The sequence below is a fragment of the Pseudomonas sp. Q11 genome (genome assembly GCF_024494355.1).
GTDB lineage: Bacteria > Pseudomonadota > Gammaproteobacteria > Pseudomonadales > Pseudomonadaceae > Aquipseudomonas > Aquipseudomonas hefeiensis.
The window spans coordinates 76100-100103 of sequence record NZ_JAKNQY010000022.1 but is presented as its reverse complement, the minus strand read 5'-3'; the positions used below and the strand labels follow the sequence as shown (position 1 = coordinate 100103).

Annotated in this window: 21 protein-coding genes; 19 read left to right on the top strand and 2 right to left on the bottom strand. The window is 61.3% G+C overall.

The window, feature by feature from the left end:
* Positions 1-90: 90 nt before the first annotated feature.
* From MA884_RS21070 to MA884_RS21060, 3 genes are all read left to right on the top strand, one after another.
* Positions 91-633 (top strand): YaeQ family protein, encoded by a 543-nt coding sequence (locus MA884_RS21070; RefSeq protein WP_256232329.1) that lies wholly within the window; start codon positions 91-93, stop codon positions 631-633.
* Between the two features lie 190 nt (positions 634-823).
* Positions 824-2533, top strand: a complete 1710-nt coding sequence (gene recJ, locus MA884_RS21065) for a single-stranded-DNA-specific exonuclease RecJ (protein ID WP_256232328.1) — start codon at positions 824-826, stop codon at positions 2531-2533.
* Between the two features lie 346 nt (positions 2534-2879).
* Positions 2880-3986 (top strand): NADH:flavin oxidoreductase/NADH oxidase, encoded by a 1107-nt coding sequence (locus tag MA884_RS21060; RefSeq protein WP_256232327.1) that lies wholly within the window; start codon positions 2880-2882, stop codon positions 3984-3986.
* Positions 3987-4190: 204 nt separating this feature from the next.
* On the opposite strand, the gene MA884_RS21055 is transcribed toward MA884_RS21060, so the two are convergent.
* Complete coding sequence (locus MA884_RS21055) at positions 4191-5816, bottom strand: glucan biosynthesis protein D (RefSeq protein WP_256232326.1); 1626 nt, start codon at positions 5814-5816, stop codon at positions 4191-4193.
* A gap of 365 nt (positions 5817-6181) precedes the next feature.
* On the opposite strand from MA884_RS21055, the gene MA884_RS21050 reads away from it, so the two are divergent.
* From MA884_RS21050 to MA884_RS21040, 3 genes are read left to right on the top strand one after another with little or no spacing between them, the layout of a single operon-like run.
* On the top strand, positions 6182-6367 hold the full coding sequence (locus MA884_RS21050) for a hypothetical protein (protein WP_214915667.1): 186 nt from the start codon (positions 6182-6184) through the stop codon (positions 6365-6367).
* Between the two features lie 35 nt (positions 6368-6402).
* Entirely contained in the window at positions 6403-6696 is a 294-nt protein-coding gene (locus MA884_RS21045; RefSeq protein WP_189674082.1) for an AbrB/MazE/SpoVT family DNA-binding domain-containing protein, read from the top strand.
* Positions 6696-7097 carry a type II toxin-antitoxin system VapC family toxin gene (locus MA884_RS21040; RefSeq protein WP_139051081.1) on the top strand — a complete coding sequence of 134 codons (402 nt, stop codon included), beginning with the start codon at positions 6696-6698 and terminating at the stop codon, positions 7095-7097. The genes MA884_RS21045 and MA884_RS21040 overlap by 1 nt, the downstream gene beginning before the upstream one ends.
* Positions 7098-7153: 56 nt before the next feature.
* On the opposite strand, the gene MA884_RS21035 is transcribed toward MA884_RS21040, so the two are convergent.
* Positions 7154-8578 (bottom strand): gamma-aminobutyraldehyde dehydrogenase, encoded by a 1425-nt coding sequence (locus tag MA884_RS21035; RefSeq protein ID WP_256232325.1) that lies wholly within the window; start codon positions 8576-8578, stop codon positions 7154-7156.
* A gap of 195 nt (positions 8579-8773) precedes the next feature.
* On the opposite strand from MA884_RS21035, the gene MA884_RS21030 reads away from it, so the two are divergent.
* From MA884_RS21030 to MA884_RS20970, 13 genes are all read left to right on the top strand, one after another.
* Positions 8774-9487, top strand: coding sequence for a tellurite resistance TerB family protein (locus MA884_RS21030; protein WP_256232324.1), 714 nt, complete (start codon positions 8774-8776; stop codon positions 9485-9487).
* A 272-nt stretch (positions 9488-9759) separates the two neighbouring features.
* Positions 9760-11382, top strand: a complete 1623-nt coding sequence (locus MA884_RS21025) for a methyl-accepting chemotaxis protein (protein WP_256232323.1) — start codon at positions 9760-9762, stop codon at positions 11380-11382.
* Complete coding sequence (locus tag MA884_RS21020) at positions 11382-11918, top strand: chemotaxis protein CheW (RefSeq protein WP_256232322.1); 537 nt, start codon at positions 11382-11384, stop codon at positions 11916-11918. Before MA884_RS21025 ends, MA884_RS21020 begins: the two co-directional genes overlap by 1 nt.
* Positions 11915-13180, top strand: coding sequence for a protein-glutamate O-methyltransferase CheR (locus MA884_RS21015; RefSeq protein WP_256232321.1), 1266 nt, complete (start codon positions 11915-11917; stop codon positions 13178-13180). Before MA884_RS21020 ends, MA884_RS21015 begins: the two co-directional genes overlap by 4 nt.
* Entirely contained in the window at positions 13177-13848 is a 672-nt protein-coding gene (locus tag MA884_RS21010; protein WP_256232320.1) for a chemotaxis protein CheW, read from the top strand. The genes MA884_RS21015 and MA884_RS21010 overlap by 4 nt, the downstream gene beginning before the upstream one ends.
* Positions 13845-16106, top strand: coding sequence for a hybrid sensor histidine kinase/response regulator (locus tag MA884_RS21005; RefSeq protein ID WP_256232319.1), 2262 nt, complete (start codon positions 13845-13847; stop codon positions 16104-16106). Before MA884_RS21010 ends, MA884_RS21005 begins: the two co-directional genes overlap by 4 nt.
* Entirely contained in the window at positions 16103-17113 is a 1011-nt protein-coding gene (locus tag MA884_RS21000) for a chemotaxis response regulator protein-glutamate methylesterase (RefSeq protein WP_256232318.1), read from the top strand. Before MA884_RS21005 ends, MA884_RS21000 begins: the two co-directional genes overlap by 4 nt.
* Positions 17114-17158: 45 nt before the next feature.
* A complete protein-coding gene (locus tag MA884_RS20995; protein ID WP_256232317.1) occupies positions 17159-18160 on the top strand; it encodes a diguanylate cyclase domain-containing protein in 1002 nt (333 codons plus the stop codon).
* Between the two features lie 291 nt (positions 18161-18451).
* Positions 18452-19547, top strand: a protein-coding gene (gene prfB / locus MA884_RS20990; protein WP_107321555.1) for a peptide chain release factor 2 whose coding sequence is annotated in 2 segments (ribosomal slippage) — positions 18452-18523 and positions 18525-19547 — 1095 coding nt in all. Because the reading frame shifts where the segments join, the coding sequence is not laid out codon by codon here.
* Between the two features lie 109 nt (positions 19548-19656).
* The gene (lysS, locus tag MA884_RS20985) at positions 19657-21159 is read left to right on the top strand and encodes a lysine--tRNA ligase (RefSeq protein WP_256232316.1); all 1503 of its coding nucleotides are present in this window, start codon (positions 19657-19659) and stop codon (positions 21157-21159) included.
* 102 nt (positions 21160-21261) lie between these two features.
* Positions 21262-21978 carry a TetR family transcriptional regulator gene (locus MA884_RS20980; protein ID WP_256232315.1) on the top strand — a complete coding sequence of 239 codons (717 nt, stop codon included), beginning with the start codon at positions 21262-21264 and terminating at the stop codon, positions 21976-21978.
* Between the two features lie 154 nt (positions 21979-22132).
* The gene (locus MA884_RS20975; protein WP_256232314.1) at positions 22133-22687 is read left to right on the top strand and encodes a hypothetical protein; all 555 of its coding nucleotides are present in this window, start codon (positions 22133-22135) and stop codon (positions 22685-22687) included.
* A gap of 36 nt (positions 22688-22723) precedes the next feature.
* Positions 22724-24001, top strand: a complete 1278-nt coding sequence (locus MA884_RS20970; protein ID WP_256232313.1) for a flavohemoglobin expression-modulating QEGLA motif protein — start codon at positions 22724-22726, stop codon at positions 23999-24001.
* Positions 24002-24004 lie beyond the last annotated feature (3 nt).

Genomic DNA, 24004 nt, shown 5'->3' with positions numbered 1-24004 from the left:
CAGTCGCCGCAGGTTGATGGTCGGCAATTCGTGGAATGCCCGCCTCATCGGTTAGACTTGCCGCCTTTCCTCGTATCAAGAAGCCCGTTCATGGCCCAGCCGTCCACGACCTATAAGTTTGAACTGAACCTCACCGACCTCGACCGTAGTGTGTACGAGAACGTGAAGCAGACCATCGCCCGTCATCCTTCGGAAACCGAGGAGCGTATGACCGTGCGCCTGCTGGCCTACGCTTTCTGGTACAACGAGCTGCTGGCATTTGGCCGAGGTCTGTCGGATGTCGATGAACCTGCGCTGTGGGAAAAAAGCCTGGATGACCGTGTGTTGCACTGGATTGAAGTTGGCCAGCCCGATGCCGACCGCCTGACCTGGTGCTCGCGCCGCACCGAACGCACCAGTCTGCTGGCCTATGGCAGCCTGCGGGTTTGGGAAGGCAAGGTGATCCCGGCGGTAAAAAACCTCAAGAACGTCAACATCGCCTCCGTGCCCCAGGAAGTGCTGGAGACACTCGCTAAGGACATGCCCCGCGTGATCAAGTGGGATGTGATGATCAGCGAGGGGACGATTTTTGTGACCGATGACCGTGGCCAGCACGAAGTCCAGTTGCAATGGTTGCTGGGTGAGCGCGGCTGATCCCGCCGGGCCCTGTAGGAGCTGCCGAGCGAAGCGAGGCTGCGATCTTTCCCCTGGCGCTTGAGTCTCAAGTGAAAGATCAAAAGATCAAAAGATCAAAAGATCGCAGCCTTCGGCAGCTCCTACAGGGCCGAGCAGGAGCAGCAAGTAATCAAAACTCCACAGTTTATAGAGAAATCTCCATCACCCCATGCGCATAGAACCCCGCCAGTTACCCGACACCCTGCCATTCCTCGGTGACCTGCCGCCCTTGTTGACGCGCCTGTATGCGGCCCGTGGCGTGCAGTCCGAGGCTGAACTGGACAAGAGCCTGGCGCGCTTGATTCCTTATCAGCAACTCAAGGGCATCGACGCGGCGGTGGATCTGTTGGTGGTGGCGCTGGAGCAACGCCAGCGCATCCTGATCGTTGGCGACTTTGATGCCGATGGCGCGACGGCCAGCACGGTGGGCATGTTGGGGCTGCGCTTGCTCGGTGCGGCCCATGTCGACTATCTGGTGCCCAATCGCTTCGAGTACGGCTACGGGTTGACCCCGGAAATTGTCGAGGTTGCCCTGACCCGCGAACCGCAGTTGCTGATCACCGTGGACAACGGCATTTCCAGCGTCGAAGGTGTGGCGGCGGCGAAAGCGGCGGGGCTCAAGGTACTGGTTACCGACCACCATTTGCCAGGCCTTGAACTGCCGGCGGCCGATGCCATCGTCAACCCGAACCAGCCGGGCTGTGAATTCCCGAGCAAGGCATTAGCCGGTGTCGGCGTGATCTTTTATGTGTTGATGGCATTGCGGGCGCGTCTGCGCAGCCTTGGCCGGTACGTCAGCAGCCCGCAGCCAAACATCGGCGAACTGCTGGACCTGGTGGCACTGGGCAGCGTGGCGGATGTGGTGCCACTGGACGCCAATAACCGGATCCTGGTGCATCAGGGCCTGGAACGCATTCGTGCAGGGCGCGCCCGCCCCGGCATCAAGGCCATCCTGGAAGTGGCCAGGCGCGATCATTCTCGTATCACCTCCACGGACCTCGGGTTTATCCTCGGCCCGCGTCTGAACGCCGCCGGGCGTCTGGACGACATGAGCCTGGGCATCGAATGTCTGCTCACTGACGACCCAGCCTTGGCGCGGGAGATGGCGGCGCAACTGGACGGCATGAACCAGGATCGCAAATCCATCGAACAGGGCATGCAGCGTGAAGCGCTGGCCCAGCTCAAGGACCTGCCGGTGGAGTCGATGCCGTTCGGGTTATGCCTGTTCGATCCGCAGTGGCACCAGGGCGTCATCGGTATCCTCGCCTCGCGGATGAAAGAGCGTTATTTCCGCCCGACCATTGCTTTTGCCGATGCCGGTGACGGCCTGCTCAAGGGCTCGGGGCGCTCGGTGCCGGGGTTTCATATTCGCGATGCCCTGAGTGTAGTGGCGGCGCAACATCCAACGCTGATCAGCAAGTATGGCGGCCACGCTATGGCGGCGGGGCTGACGTTGGCGCAAGAGAATTTTCCATTGTTCGCCGAGGCGTTCGACGCTGAAGTGCGCCGGCAGTTGCGTGAAGAAGACCTGACCGGGCGCCTGTTGTCGGACGGTACCCTGGCGGTGGAAGAATTCCATCTGGAGCTGGCCCGGGCGCTGCGTCACGCCGGGCCCTGGGGCCAGCATTTTCCGGAGCCGATGTTCCACGGCGTGTTCCAGTTGGTCGAACAGCGCGTGGTGGGCGAACGGCACCTCAAGGTCGTCCTCAAGAGCGAATGCGGTTCGGTGAAGCTTGACGGCATTGCCTTTGGCGTCGATCGCGATATTTGGCCAAACCCCACCGTGCGCTGGGTCGAACTGGCCTACAAACTCGACCTCAACGAGTTTCGCGGCCAGGAAACGGTGCAACTGATGATTGCCCATATCGAACCGCGGTAGATACTCCCCTATCTTGCGTTCGTACTCTGTGGCGAGGGAGCTTGCTCCCGCTGGACGCGCCAGCGTCCCCTTGCGATGTGATGGCTGGAATGCCGGGGCTGCTTCGCAGCCCAGCGGGAGCAAGCTCCCTCGCCACAGGGGTACGCCATTGCGTCACACCGTCGATTTTTAAGTTCTGAACCCTCCCGCCTCTCGGGTTGTCGACTAGGCTCTAAGCACTGCTTGATAGCCCTTGTGACGTCTTGTCGGATTTCTTTGCCCGCGGGGGCGGGTGTTGCACCTTTTGTCACTCGTCGACTTTTCAAACAGAACCCTGGAGCCTGCCCACTGATTCGAGAGGTGCCCCATGAGTCTGCTGCTGGAACCCTATACCCTTCGCCAATTGACCCTGCCCAATCGCATCGCGGTGTCGCCGATGTGCCAGTATTCGAGCGCCGATGGTCTGGCCAATGACTGGCACCTGGTACACCTCGGTAGCCGCGCCGTGGGCGGCGCCGGCCTGGTGTTCACCGAAGCCACTGCGGTCACTGCCGACGGCCGCATCACCGACCAGGACTTGGGGTTGTGGAACGAGGAACAGATCGGCCCCCTGCAACGCATCACCCGCTTTATCACCGCCCAAGGGGCCGTGCCGGGCATACAACTGGCCCACGCCGGACGCAAGGCCAGCACCTGGCGACCCTGGCTCGGCAAGCATGGCAGCGTAAAACCGGAGGAGGGCGGCTGGGTCCCGGTCGGCCCATCGCCGATTGCCTTCGATCCGCAGCACACCCAGCCGATCCAACTGGACGAGGGGCAGATTGCCGGTGTCATCCAGGCGTTCGTGGAGGCGGCCAAACGTAGCCTGACGGCCGGATTCAAAGTCGTGGAAGTCCACGCAGCCCACGGCTATCTGCTGCATCAATTCCTGTCTCCCTTGAGCAATCAGCGGCGCGATCAATACGGCGGCTCGTTCGAGAACCGCATCCGACTGGTGCTGCAAGTAACCGAAGCGGTCAGGGCCGTATGGCCTGAGGAGTTGCCGGTGTTCGTGCGTGTATCGGCCACTGACTGGGTCGAGGATGGCTGGAACCCGGATGAAACCGTGGAGCTGGCGCGGCGATTCAGGGCGCTGGGGGTGGACCTGATCGATGTGTCATCGGGCGGCACCGCCGCGAATGCGGAAATTCCCACCGGTCCCGGTTATCAGACGCGCTTTGCCGAAAGGGTGCGCAAGGAGTCGGAAATCGCCACCGGCACTGTCGGCATGATTACCGAACCGGCCCAGGCCGAGCACATCTTGCGGACCTGCCAGGCCGACATCATTTTCCTGGCCCGCGAACTGTTGCGCGACCCGTACTGGGCGTTGCATGCCGATGATGACCTGGGGGGACGCAAAGCCACGTGGCCGGCGCAGTACCAGCGGGCCACGCATCGGGAACAGCCGATTCATGAATCGGATTTGCGCGATTAAGGGTTAGCTTGAAACAAAAAGCCCCGGTTTTTTAGGCCGGGGCTTTTTATTTATTGGGCTGGAGTATTCGATGGCTGTACCGGCCTCATCGCGAGCAGGCTCGCTCCCACAGTGGATGTGTGTTGTTCACAGAACTTGTGATCTACACCCTACCCTGTGGGAGCGAGCCTGCTCGCGAAGACGTCATCCCTGACGCTACCAAACTTAGGGATACTTACGCTTATCCGGCGCCGGCGGGAAGTACTGGTACAGCCAGGTCTCGCTCAAGGTCCGGTCCTTGGTACGCAGGAACAGGCGCATCTCCACCGGGTCCACGCGGTCATCGGTCGGGTACCAGTCGAAGGTGATGCGGTAACCCTTGATCGCGTCGAGCACCAGCACGTTGAAGTCCTTCACCTCGCCGTGGGAGCAGGTCACCACCGGTTCGATGCCGGTGCCGGGGGGGAGCTGGTCGAGGCCGCCGCCGTTGAAGTCCACGGCAAAGCGCCGGGCCCAGACGGTTGGGTAGTGTTCTCCCGGTGCCCAGCCTTCGATGAAACCGCCCATGCCTGAGCGGGTCGCATTGACCTGGGCCAGCTCGGTGCTCACTGGTGGCAGGGCGCTCCAGTAGAGCTTGTAGCCATAGTTGAGCGACTCACCGGCGGCGACCGGCTTTTTCGGCGTCCAGAATGCGACGATGTTGTCCAGGGTTTCACCGGTGGTAGGAATCTCCAGCAGATCGACCGAGCCTTCGCCCCAGGCCGTTGTCGGTTCGACCCACAGGCTCGGGCGCTTGCTGTACCAGTCCACGGTGTCCTGGTAGCTGGCGAAGTCGTGGTCGGTCTGCACCAGGCCGAAGCCTTTCGGGTTGTTGTCGGCGAAGGCGTTGAACTGCAGGGTGGCGGGGTTGTTCAGCGGACGACAAATCCACTCGCCATTGCCGCGCCACATCGCCAGCCGGTCGGAATCGTGAATTTGCGGGTGGATGGTGTCGCACATGCGCCGTTCAACGGTGCCGCAGCTGAACATGCTGGTCATCGGTGCGATACCCAGTTGCTCGATGGCGGTACGGGCGTTGATGTGGGCATCGATCTCCATCACGACGCGGGTAGGCTGGCAATCGATGTCAAAACGATAGGCGCCGGTGGCGCTGGGCGAGTCGAGCAGGGCGTAGACCACGAAACGGGTACTGTTTTTGTCCGGGATTTCGAACCAGAACTTGGTGAAGTCCGGGAACTCCTCCCGCTTCTTGGCGTAAGTGTCGATGGCCAGGCCCCGGGCTGACAATCCGTACTGGCCGGTGTTGTCCACGGCGCGGAAATAACTGGCTCCCAGAAACGAAACGATGTCGTGCCGGTCCAGCTCCGGCGCCTTGAACACCCGGAACCCTGAGAAGCCCAGATCACCGGTCAACTGCGAAGTGTTGACCGTGGTTTTTTCATAGTTGAACAGCTCCGGGCGGAAGTGCACTTCACGGGCCATGCGGGTCTTGGCGTTGACGCTGTACATGCGCACCGGTTGCTTGAAGCCCATGCCGACGTGGAAAAACTGCACGTCCAACTGACCGTCCAGCTCATTCCACAGCGAGTGGTTGGCGTCGTAGCGAATGGCGTTGAATTGCAATGGGGACATCATCGCCAGTGTCGGCGGCAAGACTTGCTTGGTGTCGACGTAACGGCTCTTGGCCAGTTCCCGGGCCTGTTCTTTCAACCCATTAAAATCGAAAGGACGGGCCTCGCCGTCGGCGGTCCGGTCAGCAGCCCAGGCACGCGCGGCCATGAGCCCTGAGGCCGAAAGCCCGGTGTAGGCCGCGAAAGCCATGGAAGCCTTGAGCAGATTCCTGCGGTGCATAAATACAACCTTTCTGGAAACAATCCCGAGCCTTTCCTGGCAGCAGAGACTGGTAAAGAAGTTCGGACATGCCTTTGGCCAAACGCAACGGACGTTAGAACAGATGCCTGAGAGCTGGATCGGTTCACCGAGGCGCAAAATCATAGGGGATACGTAGGCCGGGAGAGAGAGGAAAGCGTGGTTTAGTTAAATTTCCTTACAGATATTTCCTTTTTTATCGGGTCATTCTGCCATTTTTGACTAATTACTCTAAAACTCCCTTTTCACGGTGTGAATCATCCCTATCCTTTAGCGAGATAGACGTTGAACCCGTGGATTCAGAAGGTGCTATCAAGTTAATTCGACGTACAGAAGGACAAGGCTCAATGACAAAAATACAGGGCATCACCGAATTGCTGGGGATCCTTCCATGCTTGACGAACGCGCGCAGGACACGGCCGCTCAGCATGGACGAACTAAGACTGGTGGAACGCTACCGGGAACTGTCGGAAAACGACCGGATCGCCATGCGTTGCCTGATGGATGCGATGCGCAGTGTTTCAAGGTTTTGAATGAGTGCGGATCAGCGGCGGTTGCGCCCTTAAGCATGAAGTATTACTTTTCTGGAAAAGGTAATACTTCGAAGGAGAACATTGTGTCGACAACGATGACGAGTAAGGGGCAGGTCACCATCCCTAAGCCAATTCGCGATGCGCTGCACTTGATTCCGGGTTGTGCAATCGAGTTTAGTGTCAACGCGCAGGGTGAGGTGGTGCTCCATGCCGGTAAACCCCAAGCAGCGAAGAAAACAGTCCATGATCGCTTCGAAGCCGCCCGTGGTAAGGCGGATATCAAATGGCGCACGGATGAGCTGATGGCGCTCTTGCGTGGTGAAGATTAATGATACTGGTCGACACCAACGTTTTGATTGATGTCCTGGAAAACGATCCCGTTTGGGCTGATTGGTCTATCCAGCAACTGCGTGCCCAATCTCAAGCCCATGACCTTGTCATCAACCCGATTATCTATGCCGAACTGTCTCAGACTTTCTCCACCTTTGAAGCGTTGGATGAGGTTGTTACTGAGCTCGGGCTGCTGATGCAGGAAGTACCTCGACCGGCATTGTTCCTCGCTGGGAAGGCTTTTGTGCGTTACCGGAAGGTAGGGGGCGGAAAAAATAACGTGCTGGCCGATTTCTTTATCGGCGCCCATGCGGCTGTGAATGGCCTGCCTTTGCTCACTCGTGATGCCAAACGCTACCGAAGTTATTTTCCCTCAGTGGCGTTGGTAGTGCCGTCATGACACTTGAACCGCCACGACCAGACTCTGCCGTCCGGCCGTGGTCATCAATCTTTGGCTCAATGCTTGAACATCACATGCCGCACCACCGTGTAGTCCTCCAGCCCATACATGGACATGTCCTTGCCATAGCCGGAACGTTTCTGACCGCCATGGGGCATTTCGCTGACAAGCATGAAGTGGGTGTTCACCCAGGTGCAGCCATATTGCAGGCGTGCCGCCAGGCGATGGGCGCGGCCGATGTCGGCGGTCCAGACTGAAGACGCCAGGCCGTAGTCCGAGTCGTTGGCCCAGGCCAGCACCTGGGCTTCGTCGATGAACGGTGTAACGGACACCACCGGCCCAAAAACCTCGCGCCGCACGATTTCGTCGTCCTGCTGGGCGTCGGCCAACACCGTCGGCTCAAAGAAGAACCCATTGCCGTCCACGGCCTTGCCCCCGGTAATCAGGCGTATATGCGACTGAGCGATGGCCCGTTCGACGAAGCCGGCCACGCGGTCGCGGTGCTGGGCGGTGATCAGCGGGCCCATCTCGGTGTCCTGCGCGGTCTGCAACCCGTACTTGATGCTGGCCACCGCCGCGCCGAGTTTCTCGACGAATTTGTCGTAGATGCCTTGTTGGGCATAGATACGGCAGGCAGCGGTGCAGTCCTGGCCGGCATTGTAGAAACCGAAGGTGCGGATGCCCTCCACGGCCGCGTCAATGTCGGCATCGTCGAAAATGATCACCGGGGCCTTGCCGCCCAGTTCCATGTGGGTGCGTTTGACGCTGTCGGCGGTGCTGGAAATGATGTTCGCGCCGGTGGCGATGGAGCCGGTCAGTGAAACCATGCGCACTTTTGCGTGGCTGACCAACGGTTGGCCGACTGTCTGCCCACGGCCGAACAGCACGTTGAGTACACCCGCGGGGAAAATTTCCGACGCCAGTTCCGCCAGGCGCAACGCCGTCAACGGGGTCTGTTCCGAGGGTTTGAGCACCACGGTGTTACCGGCGGCCAGGGCCGGGGCGATTTTCCAGGCGACCATCATCAGTGGGTAATTCCACGGCGCGATGGAGGCGATAACCCCCACCGGGTCGCGGCGGATCATCGACGTGTGCCCCGGCAGGTATTCGCCACCCGCCGAGCCGCTCATGCAACGGCTGGCGCCGGCAAAGAAACGGAACACGTCGGCAATTGCCGGGATCTCGTCGTTCAGCACGGCGTTCAAAGGTTTGCCGCAATTATCCGATTCAAGCCTGGCCAGTTCTTCGCCGTGGGCTTCGATGGCATCGGCCAGCTTGAGCAGGAGCAGGGAGCGGTCCCTGGGCGGTACCTGGGACCAGCTTTGGAAGGCACTGTCCGCCGCGCGCACTGCGGCATCGACCTGGGCTTCACTGGCTTCGTTGATTTCCACCAGCACCCGGCCCAGCGCGGGGTTGAACACGGCCTGGCCGGGTCCGTCGCCGTTTACCAGGTGGCCATTGATCAGCAGTTTGGTTTGCATGTCCACGCCCTCGTCAAAGCTGTTTTTGCTGCGTTTTTCAGTTGGTTCGAGTCTATATCGTTTTATCGGATTCGCCGCAGCGACAGGAAAATTGGCAAGCAACATCTCGAAGCACTCTCACCGACAGGCGCGGGCACTTTCGAACTAGGCTGATTGCCTTAATGATCCGGTTACCCGAATGCGTGGAGGCAGCAAATGAACACCCGTGGATTGCTCGATCAGCTTCTAAAGTCCGGTCAGGAAATGTTGCAGAACAAGGCTGGCGGCTCCCAAGGCAAGTCATCCGGCGGCCTGGGTGGTTTGCTCGGCGGTGGCGCCGGCAATCTGGGCGGGATGCTCTCCGGCGCGGGTGGCGGGGCGCTGGCCGCCGGAGCCATGGGCCTGTTGCTGGGCAACAAGAAGGCTCGCAAGTTTGGCGGCAAGGCCCTGACCTACGGGGGGCTTGCGGCATTGGGCGTGATCGCCTACAAGGCCTATGGCAATTGGCAAGCCCAGCAGGGCAGTGCGCCGAAAACCGAACCGCAGACGCTGGATCGTCTCCCTCCGGCCCAGGTCGAACAGCACAGCCAGGCGATCCTCACGGCCCTGGTGGCGGCGGCCAAGGCCGATGGCCATGTCGACGAGCGGGAAAAGCAGTTGATCGAAGGCGAATTTACCAAGCTCGACAACGATCAGGAACTGCAACACTGGCTGCACGCCGAACTCAACAAGCCCCTGGACCCCACCGACGTCGCCCGGGCCGCCAGCACGCCGGAAATGGCCGCCGAGATGTACATCGCCAGCGTGATGCTGGTTGATGAGGAAAATTTCATGGAAAAATCCTACCTCGATGAACTGGCGCGCCAGCTCAAGCTGGAGCCCGGCTTGAAGACCGAGCTGGAGACGCAGGTTCGGCAGGCTGCTCTTTGAGTCAGGCCTGACCCCAGGGTAAACATCACCCCCCTGTGGGAGCGAGCCTGCTCGCGATAGCGGTATATCAGTCGACACTATTATTGACTGATGCACCGCCATCGCGAGCAGGCTCGCTCCCACAGGGGTTTTGCATTAACCGCCACATCGATGGCTGGCTTGAGCTTATTGAATAACTGAGCGAATCGCTAAACTCCTCCCGCACCGCCATACAGCCCCAACACCGCCCTCGGCTATACTCCCCAGCATTTCAAAATGCCCGAGGTTGTACTGTGAAGAACTGGACGTTGCGCCAACGCATCCTGGCGAGTTTTGCGGTAATCATCGCCATTATGCTGCTGATGGTGGTCGTCACGTATTCGCGGTTGTTGAAGATCGAGGCCAGTGAAGAAAAGGTGCGTACCTACGCGGTGCCAGGGGTGTATTACAGTTCCATGATTCGCGGCGGCTGGGTCGACAGCTACGTCAAGACCCAGCAGATCGTCGGCCTCTCGGGCCAGCGGGAAATCACTGCCGAGGACAAGGCTCTCTACCAGGGTTACGAGCAGCATCTGCGTGAGGAAATCCAGCACTATCAAAAGCTGATCCAGGACCCTGCCGACCAAGTCTCCTTCGATGAGTTCGAGGTCAATCATCAGGACTTCAACAAAGCCCTGGCGAAGGTTCTGGACCTGTATGAACGCAAGGATTATGAAGGTGCGCAGCTGGCGCTGGAGAAAGAGCTGACGCCGGCATGGCTTGGTGGGCGCGGGCATTTGAACCAGATCATCGAGCGCAACCGGGAACTGGCGGAAAAAGCTGCCCTGACCATCAGTCAGTCGGTAACCGCCGCTGAGGTTGCCATGGGGCTGTCGTTTCTCGTGGCGGTGCTCATTGCCATGCTCTGTGGCCTGTTGCTGATGCGCGCAATCATGGCGCCGATGAACCGCATTGTGGAAATCCTCGGCATCATGCGCAGCGGCGACTTGAGCGGGCGCCTGAACCTTGCCCGTAAAGACGAGTTCGGCGCCGTGGAAACCGGTTTCAACGACATGATGGCCGAACTGACCTCCCTGGTATCCCAGGCCCAACGCTCTTCCGTGCAGGTCACCACTTCGGTGACCGAGATCGCTGCCACCTCCCGCGAGCAACAAGCCACGGCCACCGAAACCGCCGCTACCACTACGGAGATTGGCGCGACCTCTCGGGAAATCGCCGCCACGTCCCGGGATCTGGTGCGCACCATGACCGAAGTTTCCAGTGCTGCTGACCAAGCCTCGGTGGCGGCCGGTTCCGGCCAGCAAGGCCTGGCGCGCATGGAAGAAACCATGCACTCGGTGATGGGCGCGGCGGATCTGGTTAACGCCAAGTTGGCGATCCTCAACGAGAAGGCCGGCAACATCAACCAGGTGGTGGTAACCATCGTCAAGGTGGCCGACCAGACCAACCTGTTGTCCCTCAATGCCGCCATCGAGGCCGAGAAGGCGGGTGAGTACGGTCGTGGTTTTGCCGTGGTCGCCACTGAGGTGCGACGCCTGGCGGATCAGACGGCCGTGGCGACCTACGACATCGAGCAGATGGTGCGCGAGATCCAATCCGCGGTATCCGCCGGTGTGATGGGCATGGACAAGTTCTCCGAAGAAGTGCGCCGTGGCATGGCCGAGGTGCAGCAGATCGGCGAGCAACTGTCGCAGATCATTCATCAGGTGCAGGCGCTGGCGCCGCGGGTGTTGATGGTCAACGAAGGCATGCAGGCCCAGGCCACCGGCGCCGAGCAGATCAACCACGCGCTGGTGCAACTGGGCGACGCCAGCAGTCAGACCGTGGAATCCCTGCGCCAGGCCAGTTCCGCCATCGATGAACTGAGCCAGGTGGCCGTGGGGCTGCGCAGCGGCGTCTCGCGTTTCAAAGTCTGATGAGCGAGTTCGAGGCCAGACGTGGCGCCGCGCCGGCGGCCCGTCAGTCGTTGTTCCTGGTGTTTTGCATCGGCAACGAACGCTACGCCCTGCAAGCCATCGATGTGGTGGAAGTGCTGCCGCGCCTGCCCCTCAAACCGATTGCCCGGGCACCATCCTGGGTAGCGGGCGTGTTTGCCTGGCGCGGCGCGGTGGTGCCGGTGATCGATCTGTGCACGCTGACCTTCGGTCAGAGCGCCCAGGCGCGTACCAGTACACGGCTGGTGCTGGTGCGCTACCGCCCCGACGCGCAGCAGGCGGGGCAGGTTCTGGGGCTGATTCTGGAACAGGCCACCGATACCTTGCGTTGCGATCCGGCGGATTTCCGGCCGTACGGCGTGGACAACCGGCAGGCGCCGTACCTGGGCCCGGTGCGCGAAGACGCGCAAGGCCTGTTGCAATGGGTACGGGTCAATGACCTGCTCGACGAGTCGGTCCGCGCCGTGCTGTTCCCCACGCCGCCGTTGAACTTCGATGACATCGAGGGCCGGCCATGAACAGCGACCAGCGTTTTTTCGATTTCCTCAAGGAACGCATCGGCCTGGATGTCACCTCCGTCGGCACCGCCATCATTGAGCGTGCCGTGCGTCAGCGCATCATTGCCGTGCCAGGGCGAGCCGCGGATCAGTACTGGCAATGCCTGCAACATTCGGCCCAGGAGCAGCAGGCGCTGATCGAAGCGGTGATTGTCCCGGAAACCTGGTTCTTCCGTTATCCCGAATCCTTCGCCACCCTTGCCCGGCTGGCCGTCAAGCGCTTGGCTGAGATCAAACATCTGCGTGCGCTGCGCATCCTCAGTTTGCCGTGCTCCACCGGCGAGGAGCCTTATTCCATCGCCATGGCCTTGCTCGACGCGGGCCTGGGGCCGCATCAGTTCAAGGTGGACGCGCTGGATGTCAGTCCGCTGTCGATAGAACGTGCCAGGCACGCGCTTTATGGCAGAAACTCTTTCCGTGGCGCCGACCTTGGCTTTCGCGAGCGACATTTCAACGCCGAGGCAGAGGGTTATCGCCTCAGCGAGCGGGTGAGTGAACAGGTGCGTCTGCAAGTGGGCAACCTGCTGGATCCGGCGCTGCTGGTGAACGAGTCCCCTTACGATTTTGTGTTCTGCCGCAACCTGCTGATCTATTTCGACCAGCCAACCCAGCAGCAGGTATTCGAGGTGCTCAAGCGCCTGACCCACCAGGACGGCGTACTGTTTATCGGCCCCGCCGAGGGCAGTTTGCTGGGGCGGTTGGGCATGCGTTCGATCGGGATTGCCCAGTCGTTCGCCTTCAGTCGCCAAGGCGCCCCGCAGCCACAACCGCTGCCCGCGTTGATGTCGACTCCGCTGCCGCTTAGCCGGGTCGCGCCCCAAGTCATCCCTCCAGTGGTCCGGCCCCGGCCGTTCGCAGCAAACGTGACCCCGATCACTGAGCCGAAAACCAGCGATGCCGTTACCTTGCTGGCCAATATCGCGGCGCTGGCCAACGCTGGCAAAAGCGCCGAAGCCCGAGCGGCCTGTCAGCAGTACTTGCGCAGCCATGCGCCGGCGGCCCAGGTGTTCTATTGGCTGGGGCTGCTGAGCGACATGGCCGGCAGTGCGCTTGAGGCCCAGGGTTTTTATCGCAAGGCGCTTTATCTTGAACCGCAACACGCCGAGGCCCTGGTGCATCTGGCGGCGCTGTTGGCTTCTCAGGGAGACGCGGCCGGAGCCCGTCGATTGCAGGATCGCGCCGCTCGCAGCGGGCGCACGGCTGACAGTGAGCGTAAACAATGAGCGGTTCGGCTGATTACCACCTGACCCATGACGATGCCCGGGCCATCGACGATTGCTGGAATCGCATCGGGGTGCACGGCGATAAATCCTGTCCGTTGCTGGCCGAGCATATTCATTGCCGAAATTGCTCGGTGTATTCGGCGGCTGCTACCCGCTTGCTCGACCGCTACACCTTGCAGCACGTCGACCGGGACCTGGCCCACGCGCCGCTGGACACCGAGATCGTCACACGCTCGCTGTTGATGTTCCGTCTGGGCGAAGAGTGGCTGGCCCTGACCACCCGCAGTCTGGTGGAAGTGGCGCCGTTGCAGCCGATTCATTCGCTGCCCCACCAGCGTTCGCGGGCGTTGCTGGGCGTGGCGAATGTGCGCGGGGCACTGGTGGCCTGCCTGTCGCTGGTGGAACTGCTGGACCTGGAGCCCGGTGGGACGACGGCTCCCGGCGCACGGGTCATGCCGCGCATGTTGATCGTCGCGGCCCAGGGTGGTCCGGTGGTGGTGCCGGTGGACGAGGTGGATGGCATTCACGCCATCGATGAGCGTGTCCTGGCCGCTGCCTCGCCTTCGGCGGCCAAGTACACCCGCGGTGTATTGCAGTTCAAGGGCCGCAGCCTGCGCTGGCTGGACGAAGAACAGTTGTTGTCCGCCGTGACCCGGAGCCTGTCATGACCCCTGACCAGATGCGCGACGCCTCGTTGCTGGAGTTGTTCAGCCTGGAAGCCGAAGCCCAGACCCAGGTGCTCAGCGCCGGCCTGCTGGCCCTGGAGCGCGATCCGACCCAGGCCGATTACCTTGAATCGTGCATGCGCGCGGCCCATTCCCTCAAGGGCGCGGCGCGGATCGTTGGAGTGAACGCCGGGGTCAGCGTGGCGCATGTCATGGAGGATTGCCTGGTCAGCGCCCAGGAGCGCCGCCTGGTCCTGCGCGCCGAGCACATCGACGCCTTGCTGCAAGGCACCGACCTGTTGACGCGAATTGCCACGCCGGGCAACAGCGTCGGAGCCCAGGACGTCGATGCGTATGTGGCGTTGATGGGGCAACTGCTCGATCCTGCCGCTGCGCAGACGTCTGTCGTGGCACCGCGAGGCGAGATGCAAGCCGAGCCCGTTCGCGTTGAGCAGGCCGAGGCAGAGCCGCTCGCGCCAACGGAACCGCTCCCCAAAGGTAAGCGGGTGATCGAAGGTGGCGAGCGGGTCTTGCGGGTCACCGCCGAGCGCCTCAATAGCCTGTTGGACCTGTCCAGTAAATCCCTGGTGGAAACCCAGCGCCTCAAACCCTGGCTGGCGGCGATGCAACGGCTCAAACGCCAGCAGGGCAATGGCTTGCGGGCCTTGGAGGCGCTGAGTGTGCACCTCAAGGAGCATGCTTTGAGCCTGCAGGCCGAGGAAGCGCTCAACGACGCCCGCCGCTTGTTGGCCGAAACCCAACAGTTGCTGGCGCAGAAAACCGCGGAGCTGGACGAGTTCGCCTGGCAGGCCAGTCAGCGAGCCCAAGTGTTGTACGACACGGCGCTGGCCTGTCGCATGCGACCGTTTGCCGATGTGCTGTCCGGCCAGACGCGGATGGTCCGTGACCTGGGTCGCAGCCTGGGCAAACAGGTGCGCCTGGAGATTGACGGCGAGAAAACCCAGGTCGATCGCGATGTGCTGGAAAAACTCGAAGCGCCGCTGACCCATTTGCTGCGCAACGCCGTGGACCACGGCATCGAATCCCCGGAGCAACGCGTGCTGGCCGGCAAGCCCGCCGAAGGCCTGATCCGTTTGCGCGCGTCCCATCAGGCCGGCTTGCTGGTGCTGGAACTGGCGGACGACGGCGCCGGTGTGGACCTGGAGCGGGTGCGGCGCAGCGTCGTCGAACGCGGGCTTTCCCCTGAGCAGACCGCCGCCAATTTGAGCGAAGAGGAACTGCTGACGTTCCTGTTCCTGCCCGGCTTCAGCCTGCGCGACACTGTCACTGAAGTGTCCGGACGTGGTGTCGGCCTGGATGCTGTCCAGCATATGGTCCGCCAGTTGCGCGGCGCGGTGGTACTGGAGCAGACGGCGGGCGAGGGCAGCCGCTTCCATCTTGAGGTGCCGCTGACGCTCTCGGTGGTGCGCAGCCTGGTGGTGGAAGTCGGCGAGGAGGCCTACGCCTTTCCCCTGGCCCACATCGAGCGCATGTGCGATCTCGCCCCCGAGGACATCGTGCAGGTCGAAGGTCGTCAGCACTTCTGGCACGACGGGCGGCATGTCGGGCTGGTCGCCGCCACTCAGTTGCTCAATCGCCCAGCATCGCAGAACAGCGGCCGGGCGCTCAAAGTCGTGGTGATCCGCGAGCGCGAGGCGATCTACGGCGTGGCGGTAGAACGGTTCATCGGCGAGCGCACCCTGGTGGTCCTGCCCCTGGACGAACGCCTGGGCAAGGTCCAGGACATCTCCGCCGGGGCCTTGCTGGACGATGGTTCGGTGGTGCTGATCGTCGATGTCGAAGACCTGCTGCGCTCGGTGGACAAGTTGCTCGACACCGGGCGCCTGGAACGCATCGCCCGCCAGAACCAGACGCAGGCCCCACGCAAGCGAATCCTGGTGGTGGACGATTCCCTGACCGTACGCGAGCTGCAACGCAAGCTGTTGCTCAATCGTGGTTATGACGTGGCGGTGGCCGTGGACGGTATGGACGGCTGGAACGCGCTGCGAGCGGAGGATTTCGACCTGCTGATCACCGACATCGACATGCCGCGCATGGACGGCATCGAGTTGGTGTCGCTGTTGCGGCGCGATAACCGTCTGCAGTCGCTGCCGGTGATGGTGGTGTCCTACAAGGACCGCGAAGAAGATCGTCGCCGTGGCCTGGATGCCGGCGCTGACTATTATCTAGCCAAGGCCAGTTTCCATGATGACGCCTTGCTTGATGCGGTCGTCGAATTGATCGGAGGAGCACGCGCTTGAAGATCGCCATCGTCAATGACATGCCCCTGGCGGTCGAAGCCCTGCGCCGTGCCCTGGCGTTCGAGCCGGCGCACCAGCTGGTCTGGGTGGCCGCCGACGGTGCCGAGGCGGTTCAGCGCTGCGCCGAATACACCCCGGACCTGATTCTGATGGACCTGCTCATGCCGATCATGGATGGCGTGGAGGCGACCCGGCGGATCATGGCCGAAACCCCGTGCGCCATTGTGATTGTCACCGGTGACAGCCAGCAGAACGTTCACCGGGTGTTCGAAGCCATGGGGCATGGCGCGCTGGACGTGGTTGATACACCTGCCCTGGGCGTCGGCAATCCCGCGGACGCGGCGGCACCGCTGCTGCGCAAGATCACCAACATCGGCTGGCTTATTGGTGAGCATAACCCCCGTGAACGCTCCGTACCGGCTGCGCAGCGGGTTTCGGTGTCACGCAATAGCCTGGTGGCCATCGGATCGTCGGCGGGTGGGCCGGCGGCGCTGGAGATCCTGCTCAAGGGCCTGCCACGTCATTTCGCCCCGGCCATTGTGCTGGTCCAGCATGTGGACGAGGTGTTTGCCGCAGGCATGGCCCAATGGCTCAGTAGTGCGTCGGGCCACAAGGTCCGCCTGGCCCGGCATGGCGAACCGCCGCAAAGCGGTACGGTGCTGTTGGCCGGCACCAACCACCATCTTCGCCTGTTGAAAAACGGCACCCTGGCCTACACCGCTGAACCGGTCAACGAGATCTATCGACCCTCCATCGACGTGTTTTTCGAGAGTGTCGCCCACTTCTGGAGCGGTGACGCGGTCGGCGTTTTGCTCACTGGCATGGGCCGCGACGGTGCCCAAGGGCTTAAACTCATGCGCCAGCAGGGCTATCTGACCATCGCCCAGGACCAGCAAAGCAGTGCGGTGTACGGCATGCCCAAAGCGGCCGCGGCCATCGACGCGGCGGCTCAAATTCTTGCGCTGGACCACATGGCGCCACGGTTGGTGGAGATTTTTACCCAATGAACCCCCTCGGCAACCTTGTCCACAGCCGTATTCAGGTGAGCTCCCATGAATGATTTACAGCTCGACGATTTCAAGCGCGACGAGAACGCGGCCATGGTCCTGCTCGTCGACGACCAGGCGATGATCGGCGAGGCGGTGCGACGCGGGCTGTCGAACGAAGAAAATATCGACTTTCACTTTTGCGCCGACCCGCACCAGGCCGTCGCCCATGCGGTCCGCATCAAGCCCACGGTGATCCTCCAGGACCTGGTGATGCCCGGTCTTGACGGCTTGAGCCTGGTGCGCGAATACCGTAACCATCCGGCGACCCGGGATATTCCGATCATTGTCCTGTCCACCAAGGAGGAACCGCTGGTCAAAAGCGCGGCGTTTGCCGCCGGGGCCAACGATTACCTGGTCAAGTTGCCGGACAACATCGAGCTGGTGGCACGCATTCGCTATCACTCGCGGTCCTACATGATGCTGTTGCAACGCGACGCGGCCTATCGCGCCCTGCGGGTCAGCCAGCAGCAATTGCTCGACACCAATCTGGTGCTGCAGCGGCTGATGAATTCCGACGGCCTGACCGGGCTGTCCAACCGTCGACACTTCGATGAATACCTGGAGCTGGAGTGGAGAAGGGCGCTGCGGGACCAGTCCCAGCTCTCGCTGTTGATGATCGACGTGGATTACTTCAAGTCCTTTAATGACAATTTCGGCCATCTGGAAGGGGACGAAGCCCTGCGCAAGGTCGCCACGGCGATCCGTGATGCGTGCAGTCGTCCCTCCGACCTGCCGGCCCGTTACGGCGGTGAAGAGTTCGCCCTGGTACTGCCCGGCACCTCGCCTGGCGGCGCCCGATTGATGGCAGAAAAACTGCGCCAGAGCGTCGTCGCCCTGAACATCCCCCACATCACGCCTCATGAGGGGGCGAACCTGACGGTCAGCGTCGGCGTCTCGACCTTCACGCCACAGCAGGGTGGCGATTGCCGGCAACTGATTTCGGCGGCGGACAAAGGGCTGTACATGGCCAAGCACAATGGGCGTAATCGGGTGGGGATCGAATAGTTCGTCCGGCCGGCCGGAGAGTTCTTGTGGCGAGGGAGCTTGCTCCCGCTGGGCTCTGTAGGAGCTGGCGAAGCCTGCGATCTTTTGATTTTTGATTTTTCACTTGAGACTCAAGTGGCTGGGAAAAGATCGCAGCCTCGCTTCGCTCGACAGCTCCTACAGGCCCAGCGGGAGCAAGCTCCCTCGCCACAAGGAATTGGTGTTCCTAAAGCCGCCAGGCGGGCTGCCGCTGACGCTTGATTACGTTATACTCGCCGGCTTTCAAAAGTTCGCCAACGAGTGCTGCCCGCCATGGAAATCAACCCGATCCTGAACACCATCAAGGACCTGTCCGAGCGCTCCGAAACTATTCGGGGGTATCTTTGACTACGATCAAAAGCATGAGCGTCTGACCGAAGTCAATCGCGAGCTTGAAGATCCGAATGTCTGGAACAACCCGTCGTACGCCCAGGAGCTGGGCCGCGAGCGCGCTGCGCTGGCGCAGATCGTCGAGACCCTGGACGAAATGTCCAGCGGCCTGGCCGACTGCCGCGACCTGTTGGACATGGCTGTCGAAGAAAACGATGAAGGTGCCGTCGGCGATGTCGTCGCCGAGCTGACACGCCTCGAGGAGGCGTTGGCCAAGCTGGAATTCCGGCGCATGTTCAGTGGCGAGATGGACGCCAACAACGCCTACCTGGACATCCAGGCCGGTTCCGGCGGCACCGAAGCCCAGGACTGGGCCAACATCCTGCTGCGCATGTACCTGCGCTGGGCCGACAAACGCGGCTTCGACGCGACCATCATGGAACTGTCGGCCGGTGAAGTCGCCGGGATCAAGGGTGCCACCGTACACATCAAGGGCGAATACGCCTTTGGCTGGCTGCGTACCGAGATCGGCGTGCATCGCTTGGTGCGCAAAAGTCCGTTCGACTCCGGTAACCGTCGTCACACGTCGTTCTCGGCGGTGTTCGTTTCGCCGGAAATCGATGACAACATCGAAATCGACATCAACCCGTCGGACCTGCGCATCGACACCTACCGTTCCTCCGGGGCCGGTGGACAACACGTTAACACCACCGACTCGGCCGTACGGATTACCCACGTACCGACCAACACCGTGGTCAGTTGCCAGAACGAACGCTCCCAGCACGCGAACAAAGACACCGCGATGAAAATGCTGCGGGCCCGTTTGTACGAGCAGGAAGTGCAGAAGCGCAACGCGGCGTCCCAGGCACTGGAAGACACCAAGTCGGACATCGGCTGGGGTCACCAGATCCGTTCGTATGTACTCGACGCCTCGCGGATCAAGGACCTGCGCACCAGTATCGAACGCAGCGACTGTGACAAGGTGCTCGATGGCGACATCGACGAATACCTGATCGCCAGCCTCAAACAAGGGCTGTAACGCGACACCCATGCGGCGGGCAGGCACGCTTCCACCCAGGAGCGAGGCCTGGCCGCAAACTCCGGCCCGGGGCCGGGGGCAACGAACCTGTGATGGAATCTTTAAAGACATGAGCGACCTAGAACTCGACCCGCAAGCCCTGCAACAGGAAGAAAACTCCCTGATCGCCCTGCGCAAGGAAAAGCTTGCTGCCGAGCGCGCCAAGGGCCAGGCCTTCCCCAACGACTTCCGCCGCGACGCCTACTGCGATGCCTTGCAGAAACAGTACGCGGACAAAACCAAGGAAGAGCTGGCCGAGGCGGCGATTCCAGTCAAGGTTGCCGGTCGTATCATGCTCAACCGTGGTTCGTTCATGGTGATCCAGGACATGACCGGTCGCATCCAGGTCTACGTCAACCGCAAGACCCTGCCGGAAGAAACCCTGGCCGCCGTCAAGACCTGGGACCTGGGTGACATCATTGCCGCCGAAGGCACCCTGGCCCGTTCCGGCAAGGGCGACCTGTACGTCGAAATGACCAGCGTGCGCCTGCTGACCAAGTCCCTGCGTCCGCTACCGGACAAGCACCACGGCCTGACCGACACCGAGCAACGCTATCGCCAGCGTTACGTCGACCTGATCGTCAACGAAGAGGTGCGCCAGACCTTCCGCGTGCGCTCGCAGGTCATCGCTCATATCCGTAGCTTCCTGATGAAGCGTGACTTTCTCGAAGTCGAAACGCCGATGCTGCAGACCATCCCCGGCGGCGCGGCGGCCAAGCCGTTCGAAACCCACCACAACGCCCTGGACATGGAAATGTTCCTGCGTATCGCCCCGGAGCTGTACCTCAAGCGCCTGGTTGTGGGTGGCTTCGAGAAAGTCTTCGAGATCAACCGCAACTTCCGTAACGAAGGCGTTTCGACCCGGCACAACCCCGAGTTCACCATGCTCGAGTTCTACCAGGCTTACGCCGACTACGAAGACAACATGGACCTGACCGAGGAACTGTTCCGCGAGCTGGCGCAACTTGTGCTCGGTACTACCGACGTGCCGTACGGCGACAAGGTGTTTCATTTCGGCGAACCGTTCGTGCGCCTGTCAGTGTTCGACTCGATCCTCAAGTACAACCCGGACATCACCGCGGCCGACCTGCAAGACATCGACAAGGCTCGCGCCATCGCCAAGAAGGCCGGTGCCAAGGTGCTCGGCTTCGAGGGTCTGGGCAAGCTGCAAGTGATGATTTTCGAGGAGTTGGTCGAGCACAAGCTGGAGCAGCCGCATTTCATCACCCAGTACCCGTTCGAAGTGTCGCCGCTGGCCCGTCGCAATGACGAGAATCCAAGCGTGACCGACCGTTTCGAGCTGTTCATCGGTGGTCGCGAAATCGCCAACGCCTACTCCGAGCTCAACGACGCAGAAGATCAGGCAGAGCGCTTCATGGCCCAGGTGGCCGACAAGGACGCCGGCGACGACGAGGCCATGCACTACGATGCCGATTTCGTTCGCGCCCTTGAGTACGGCATGCCGCCGACGGCCGGTGAAGGCATCGGCATCGATCGCCTGGTGATGTTGCTGACCAACTCACCGTCGATCCGGGATGTCATTCTTTTCCCGCACATGCGGCCCCAAGCGTAAGTGTTTCAATTAAAAAGCCGCCTCGAACAGGCGGCTTTTTATTGCCTGTCTGGTACAAACGTATCAAGTGGTTACTTTTGAAATAGTGAGGAAAGACCTGTCGTGAATCGTGCAATGGCTCCAGAAGGTGCAGCGGGCGTCGCCACTGCTGTCGCTGAAAGTGTTCAGTACCAGGGTCGCAAGGCCAGCCGACAGGGCAGTGAACAGCGTCGCCAGGAGATTCTCGATGCGGCCATGCGCATTGTGGTGCGCGATGGTGTGCGGGCGGTGCGCCACCGTGCGGTGGCCGCCGAAGCGGGTGTGCCGTTGTCGGCCACGACTTATTATTTCAAGGACATCGATGACCTGCTCACCGATACCTTCGCCCAGTACGTGGAGCGCAGCGCGGCGTTCATGGCCAAGCTGTGGACCAACAATGAAGGCCTGCTGCGGGAGATGGTTGCCTACGGAGACGGCAGCACTGAATCGCGCTCGCAGCTGGCGGACGACATCGCCCGGATGACCGCCGACTACGTGCAGCATCAATTGCACAGCCGGCGCGAATACCTGATGGCGGAACAGGCATTTCGTCAGGAAGCGCTGCTCAACCCGCGCCTGGCGGAGCTGGTGCGTTCTCACCAGCAGATCCTGTTGCACGGCACTTGTCAGTTTTTCCAGGTTTTGGGCTCGCGCGAACCCCAGCAGGATGCCAAAGTGTTGACGGCTATTATCGGACGGATGGAATATCAAGGCTTGCTCAATGGCGCCGAGCCGGTAGCGGCAGAAGAAATGCTCGGCATCCTGACCCGCTACATGCATTTGGTGCTGGCGTCGGTTTAGTTTTTCAGGAGCACCACATGTGGCGAGGGAGCTTGCTCCCGCTGGGCTGCGTAGCGGCCCCTTTTGTGAGCGCTGCGCACTCAAGCGGGAGCAAGCTCCCTCGCCACAAAGGCTCCTCACAAAGACTAGGCGTCGTATGCCATAGGGAGTTCAAATGAAAGCCTGGCGTGCCGTTGTAATGGCCGTGTCGTTGCTGCTGCTCAGTGGCTGCCTGGTGTCCTTCAAGGCACCGTTGCCCGACAGCGAAGCCGCGCCCAAAGGCCTGGTCGGCCACTGGACCAGCACCAACGCCTGGGGCGAGCCGCTCAACCTGGAGTTGGCCGAAGTGGGCCCGCGCCGTTATCAAGCCATCACGTACTTCAGGGCCAAGCCTCTGGAGCGCGAAGCCATCCCGGTGACCGTCTCCCGTCACGGCAGCCGCTGGTATCTGTCGGCCAAGGTGCCAGCCCGCTATGGAGGGCATTTTGTGATCGCCGGTTTCGAACTGACCGACAAGCAGGAACTGGTGATCTACAACCTGGATATGGATCAGATCAACCAGGCCATCGGCCAGAAGATCCTCAGCGGCCAGCCGAACCAGAGCGAAGAAGGTGATGGCGTGCTGGTGGACAGCGACATGGATACGGTTTTCCGTTACCTCGACGACCCGGCCAACTCCGATGTGTTCTCGGAGGCCGTGCGCTACCAGCGGTTGGTCAAATCCCAATAATTGCAACAAGCGGACGTTTTTTCACAGGAGTTCCGGGTGGACGATTACCAGCAGACGATACGCACCTTGTCCGATCGCATTGTGCTGGCGCAAACGCCGATTCGCATTCTCGACGCAGTAAAGTGGGACGAGAACATCCGCAAGGGTTTCCTCAAGGCCAAGGGCAAGGAAATGCCCGCCGTGGACCGCGACTACTACCTCAACCGGCCGCTGGCTTTCGATTCCAGCAAAGTGAAGCTGGAATTCCAGAACATCGAACGCGACATCACCCGTCAGCTTGGGCAGTTCAACCCGGTCGGCCAGATCATGCGTCGCATGTGCAAGGAATACCGCATGGTGGTGCGCATGCTCGAAGCGCGTGGCACCGAGGATTTCGGGCTGATCTCCCAGGAGTTGTACGGCGCTGCCTCCGATGCGTTCCATGCCGGCGACCCGACCCTGGCTGATCTGGGCTTGATGCTGTCCGATTACCTGAACAACATCGACGGTCGTGGTGACCTCAAGGACGAACCGAAGATTCTGACCGCCCAGGACGCTGTCAGCCTGCTGCAGCATCGACTCAACCGGGTCTTTGGCGAAGCCGAGGAAACCATCCGGGTGTTCGAGTCCGACGGGATCGTGGCCGATGCTGCGGCCGGCGCCGACTACATCAAGATCCGTACCGATGCGATGTTCAACGACCGTGACGTTCGGGCCCTGGAAGTCCATGAAGGCCTGGTACACGTGGGCACAACCCTCAACGGCCTGAATCAGCCGATCTGCACCTTCCTGTCCAAGGGCCCACCCTCGTCCACCGTGACCCAGGAAGGCCTGGCGATCCTGATGGAGATCATCACCTTCGCCTCTTACCCCAGTCGCCTGCGCAAGCTGACCAATCGCACCCGCGCCATTCACATGGTGGAGGAGGGGGCAGACTTTCTGCAGATATTCGAGTTCTTCCGTGAGCAAGGCTTTGAGATGGGCGAAAGCTACGGCAACGCCAGCCGGGTTTTCCGTGGCTCGGTGCCGACCGGTCTGCCATTCACCAAAGACTTGTCCTACCTCAAGGGCTTCATCATGGTTTACAACTACATTCAGCTGGCCGTACGCAAAGGCAAGCTGGAGCAGGTGCCGCTGTTGTTCTGCGGCAAGACTACCCTTGAAGACATGCGCACGATGCGCCAACTGGTGGACGAAGGCCTGGTCGTGCCGCCCAAGTACCTGCCGGAACAGTTCCGCGACATGAACGCGCTGTCGGCCTGGATGTGTTTCTCCAACTTCCTGAACCACCTGAGCCTGGACCGGATCGAAGCGGATTATTCCAATATCCTCTGAATA

Coding starts and splice junctions, on each gene's coding strand:
- MA884_RS21070 (WP_256232329.1), top strand. CDS start 91: ATGGCCCAGCCGTCCACGACCTATAAGTTTGAACTGAACCTCACCGAC.
- recJ (WP_256232328.1), top strand. CDS start 824: ATGCGCATAGAACCCCGCCAGTTACCCGACACCCTGCCATTCCTCGGT.
- MA884_RS21060 (WP_256232327.1), top strand. CDS start 2,880: ATGAGTCTGCTGCTGGAACCCTATACCCTTCGCCAATTGACCCTGCCC.
- MA884_RS21055 (WP_256232326.1), bottom strand. CDS start 5,816: ATGCACCGCAGGAATCTGCTCAAGGCTTCCATGGCTTTCGCGGCCTAC.
- MA884_RS21050 (WP_214915667.1), top strand. CDS start 6,182: ATGACAAAAATACAGGGCATCACCGAATTGCTGGGGATCCTTCCATGC.
- MA884_RS21045 (WP_189674082.1), top strand. CDS start 6,403: ATGAAGTATTACTTTTCTGGAAAAGGTAATACTTCGAAGGAGAACATT.
- MA884_RS21040 (WP_139051081.1), top strand. CDS start 6,696: ATGATACTGGTCGACACCAACGTTTTGATTGATGTCCTGGAAAACGAT.
- MA884_RS21035 (WP_256232325.1), bottom strand. CDS start 8,578: ATGCAAACCAAACTGCTGATCAATGGCCACCTGGTAAACGGCGACGGA.
- MA884_RS21030 (WP_256232324.1), top strand. CDS start 8,774: ATGAACACCCGTGGATTGCTCGATCAGCTTCTAAAGTCCGGTCAGGAA.
- MA884_RS21020 (WP_256232322.1), top strand. CDS start 11,382: ATGAGCGAGTTCGAGGCCAGACGTGGCGCCGCGCCGGCGGCCCGTCAG.
- MA884_RS21015 (WP_256232321.1), top strand. CDS start 11,915: ATGAACAGCGACCAGCGTTTTTTCGATTTCCTCAAGGAACGCATCGGC.
- MA884_RS21010 (WP_256232320.1), top strand. CDS start 13,177: ATGAGCGGTTCGGCTGATTACCACCTGACCCATGACGATGCCCGGGCC.
- MA884_RS21005 (WP_256232319.1), top strand. CDS start 13,845: ATGACCCCTGACCAGATGCGCGACGCCTCGTTGCTGGAGTTGTTCAGC.
- MA884_RS20995 (WP_256232317.1), top strand. CDS start 17,159: ATGAATGATTTACAGCTCGACGATTTCAAGCGCGACGAGAACGCGGCC.
- lysS (WP_256232316.1), top strand. CDS start 19,657: ATGAGCGACCTAGAACTCGACCCGCAAGCCCTGCAACAGGAAGAAAAC.
- MA884_RS20975 (WP_256232314.1), top strand. CDS start 22,133: ATGAAAGCCTGGCGTGCCGTTGTAATGGCCGTGTCGTTGCTGCTGCTC.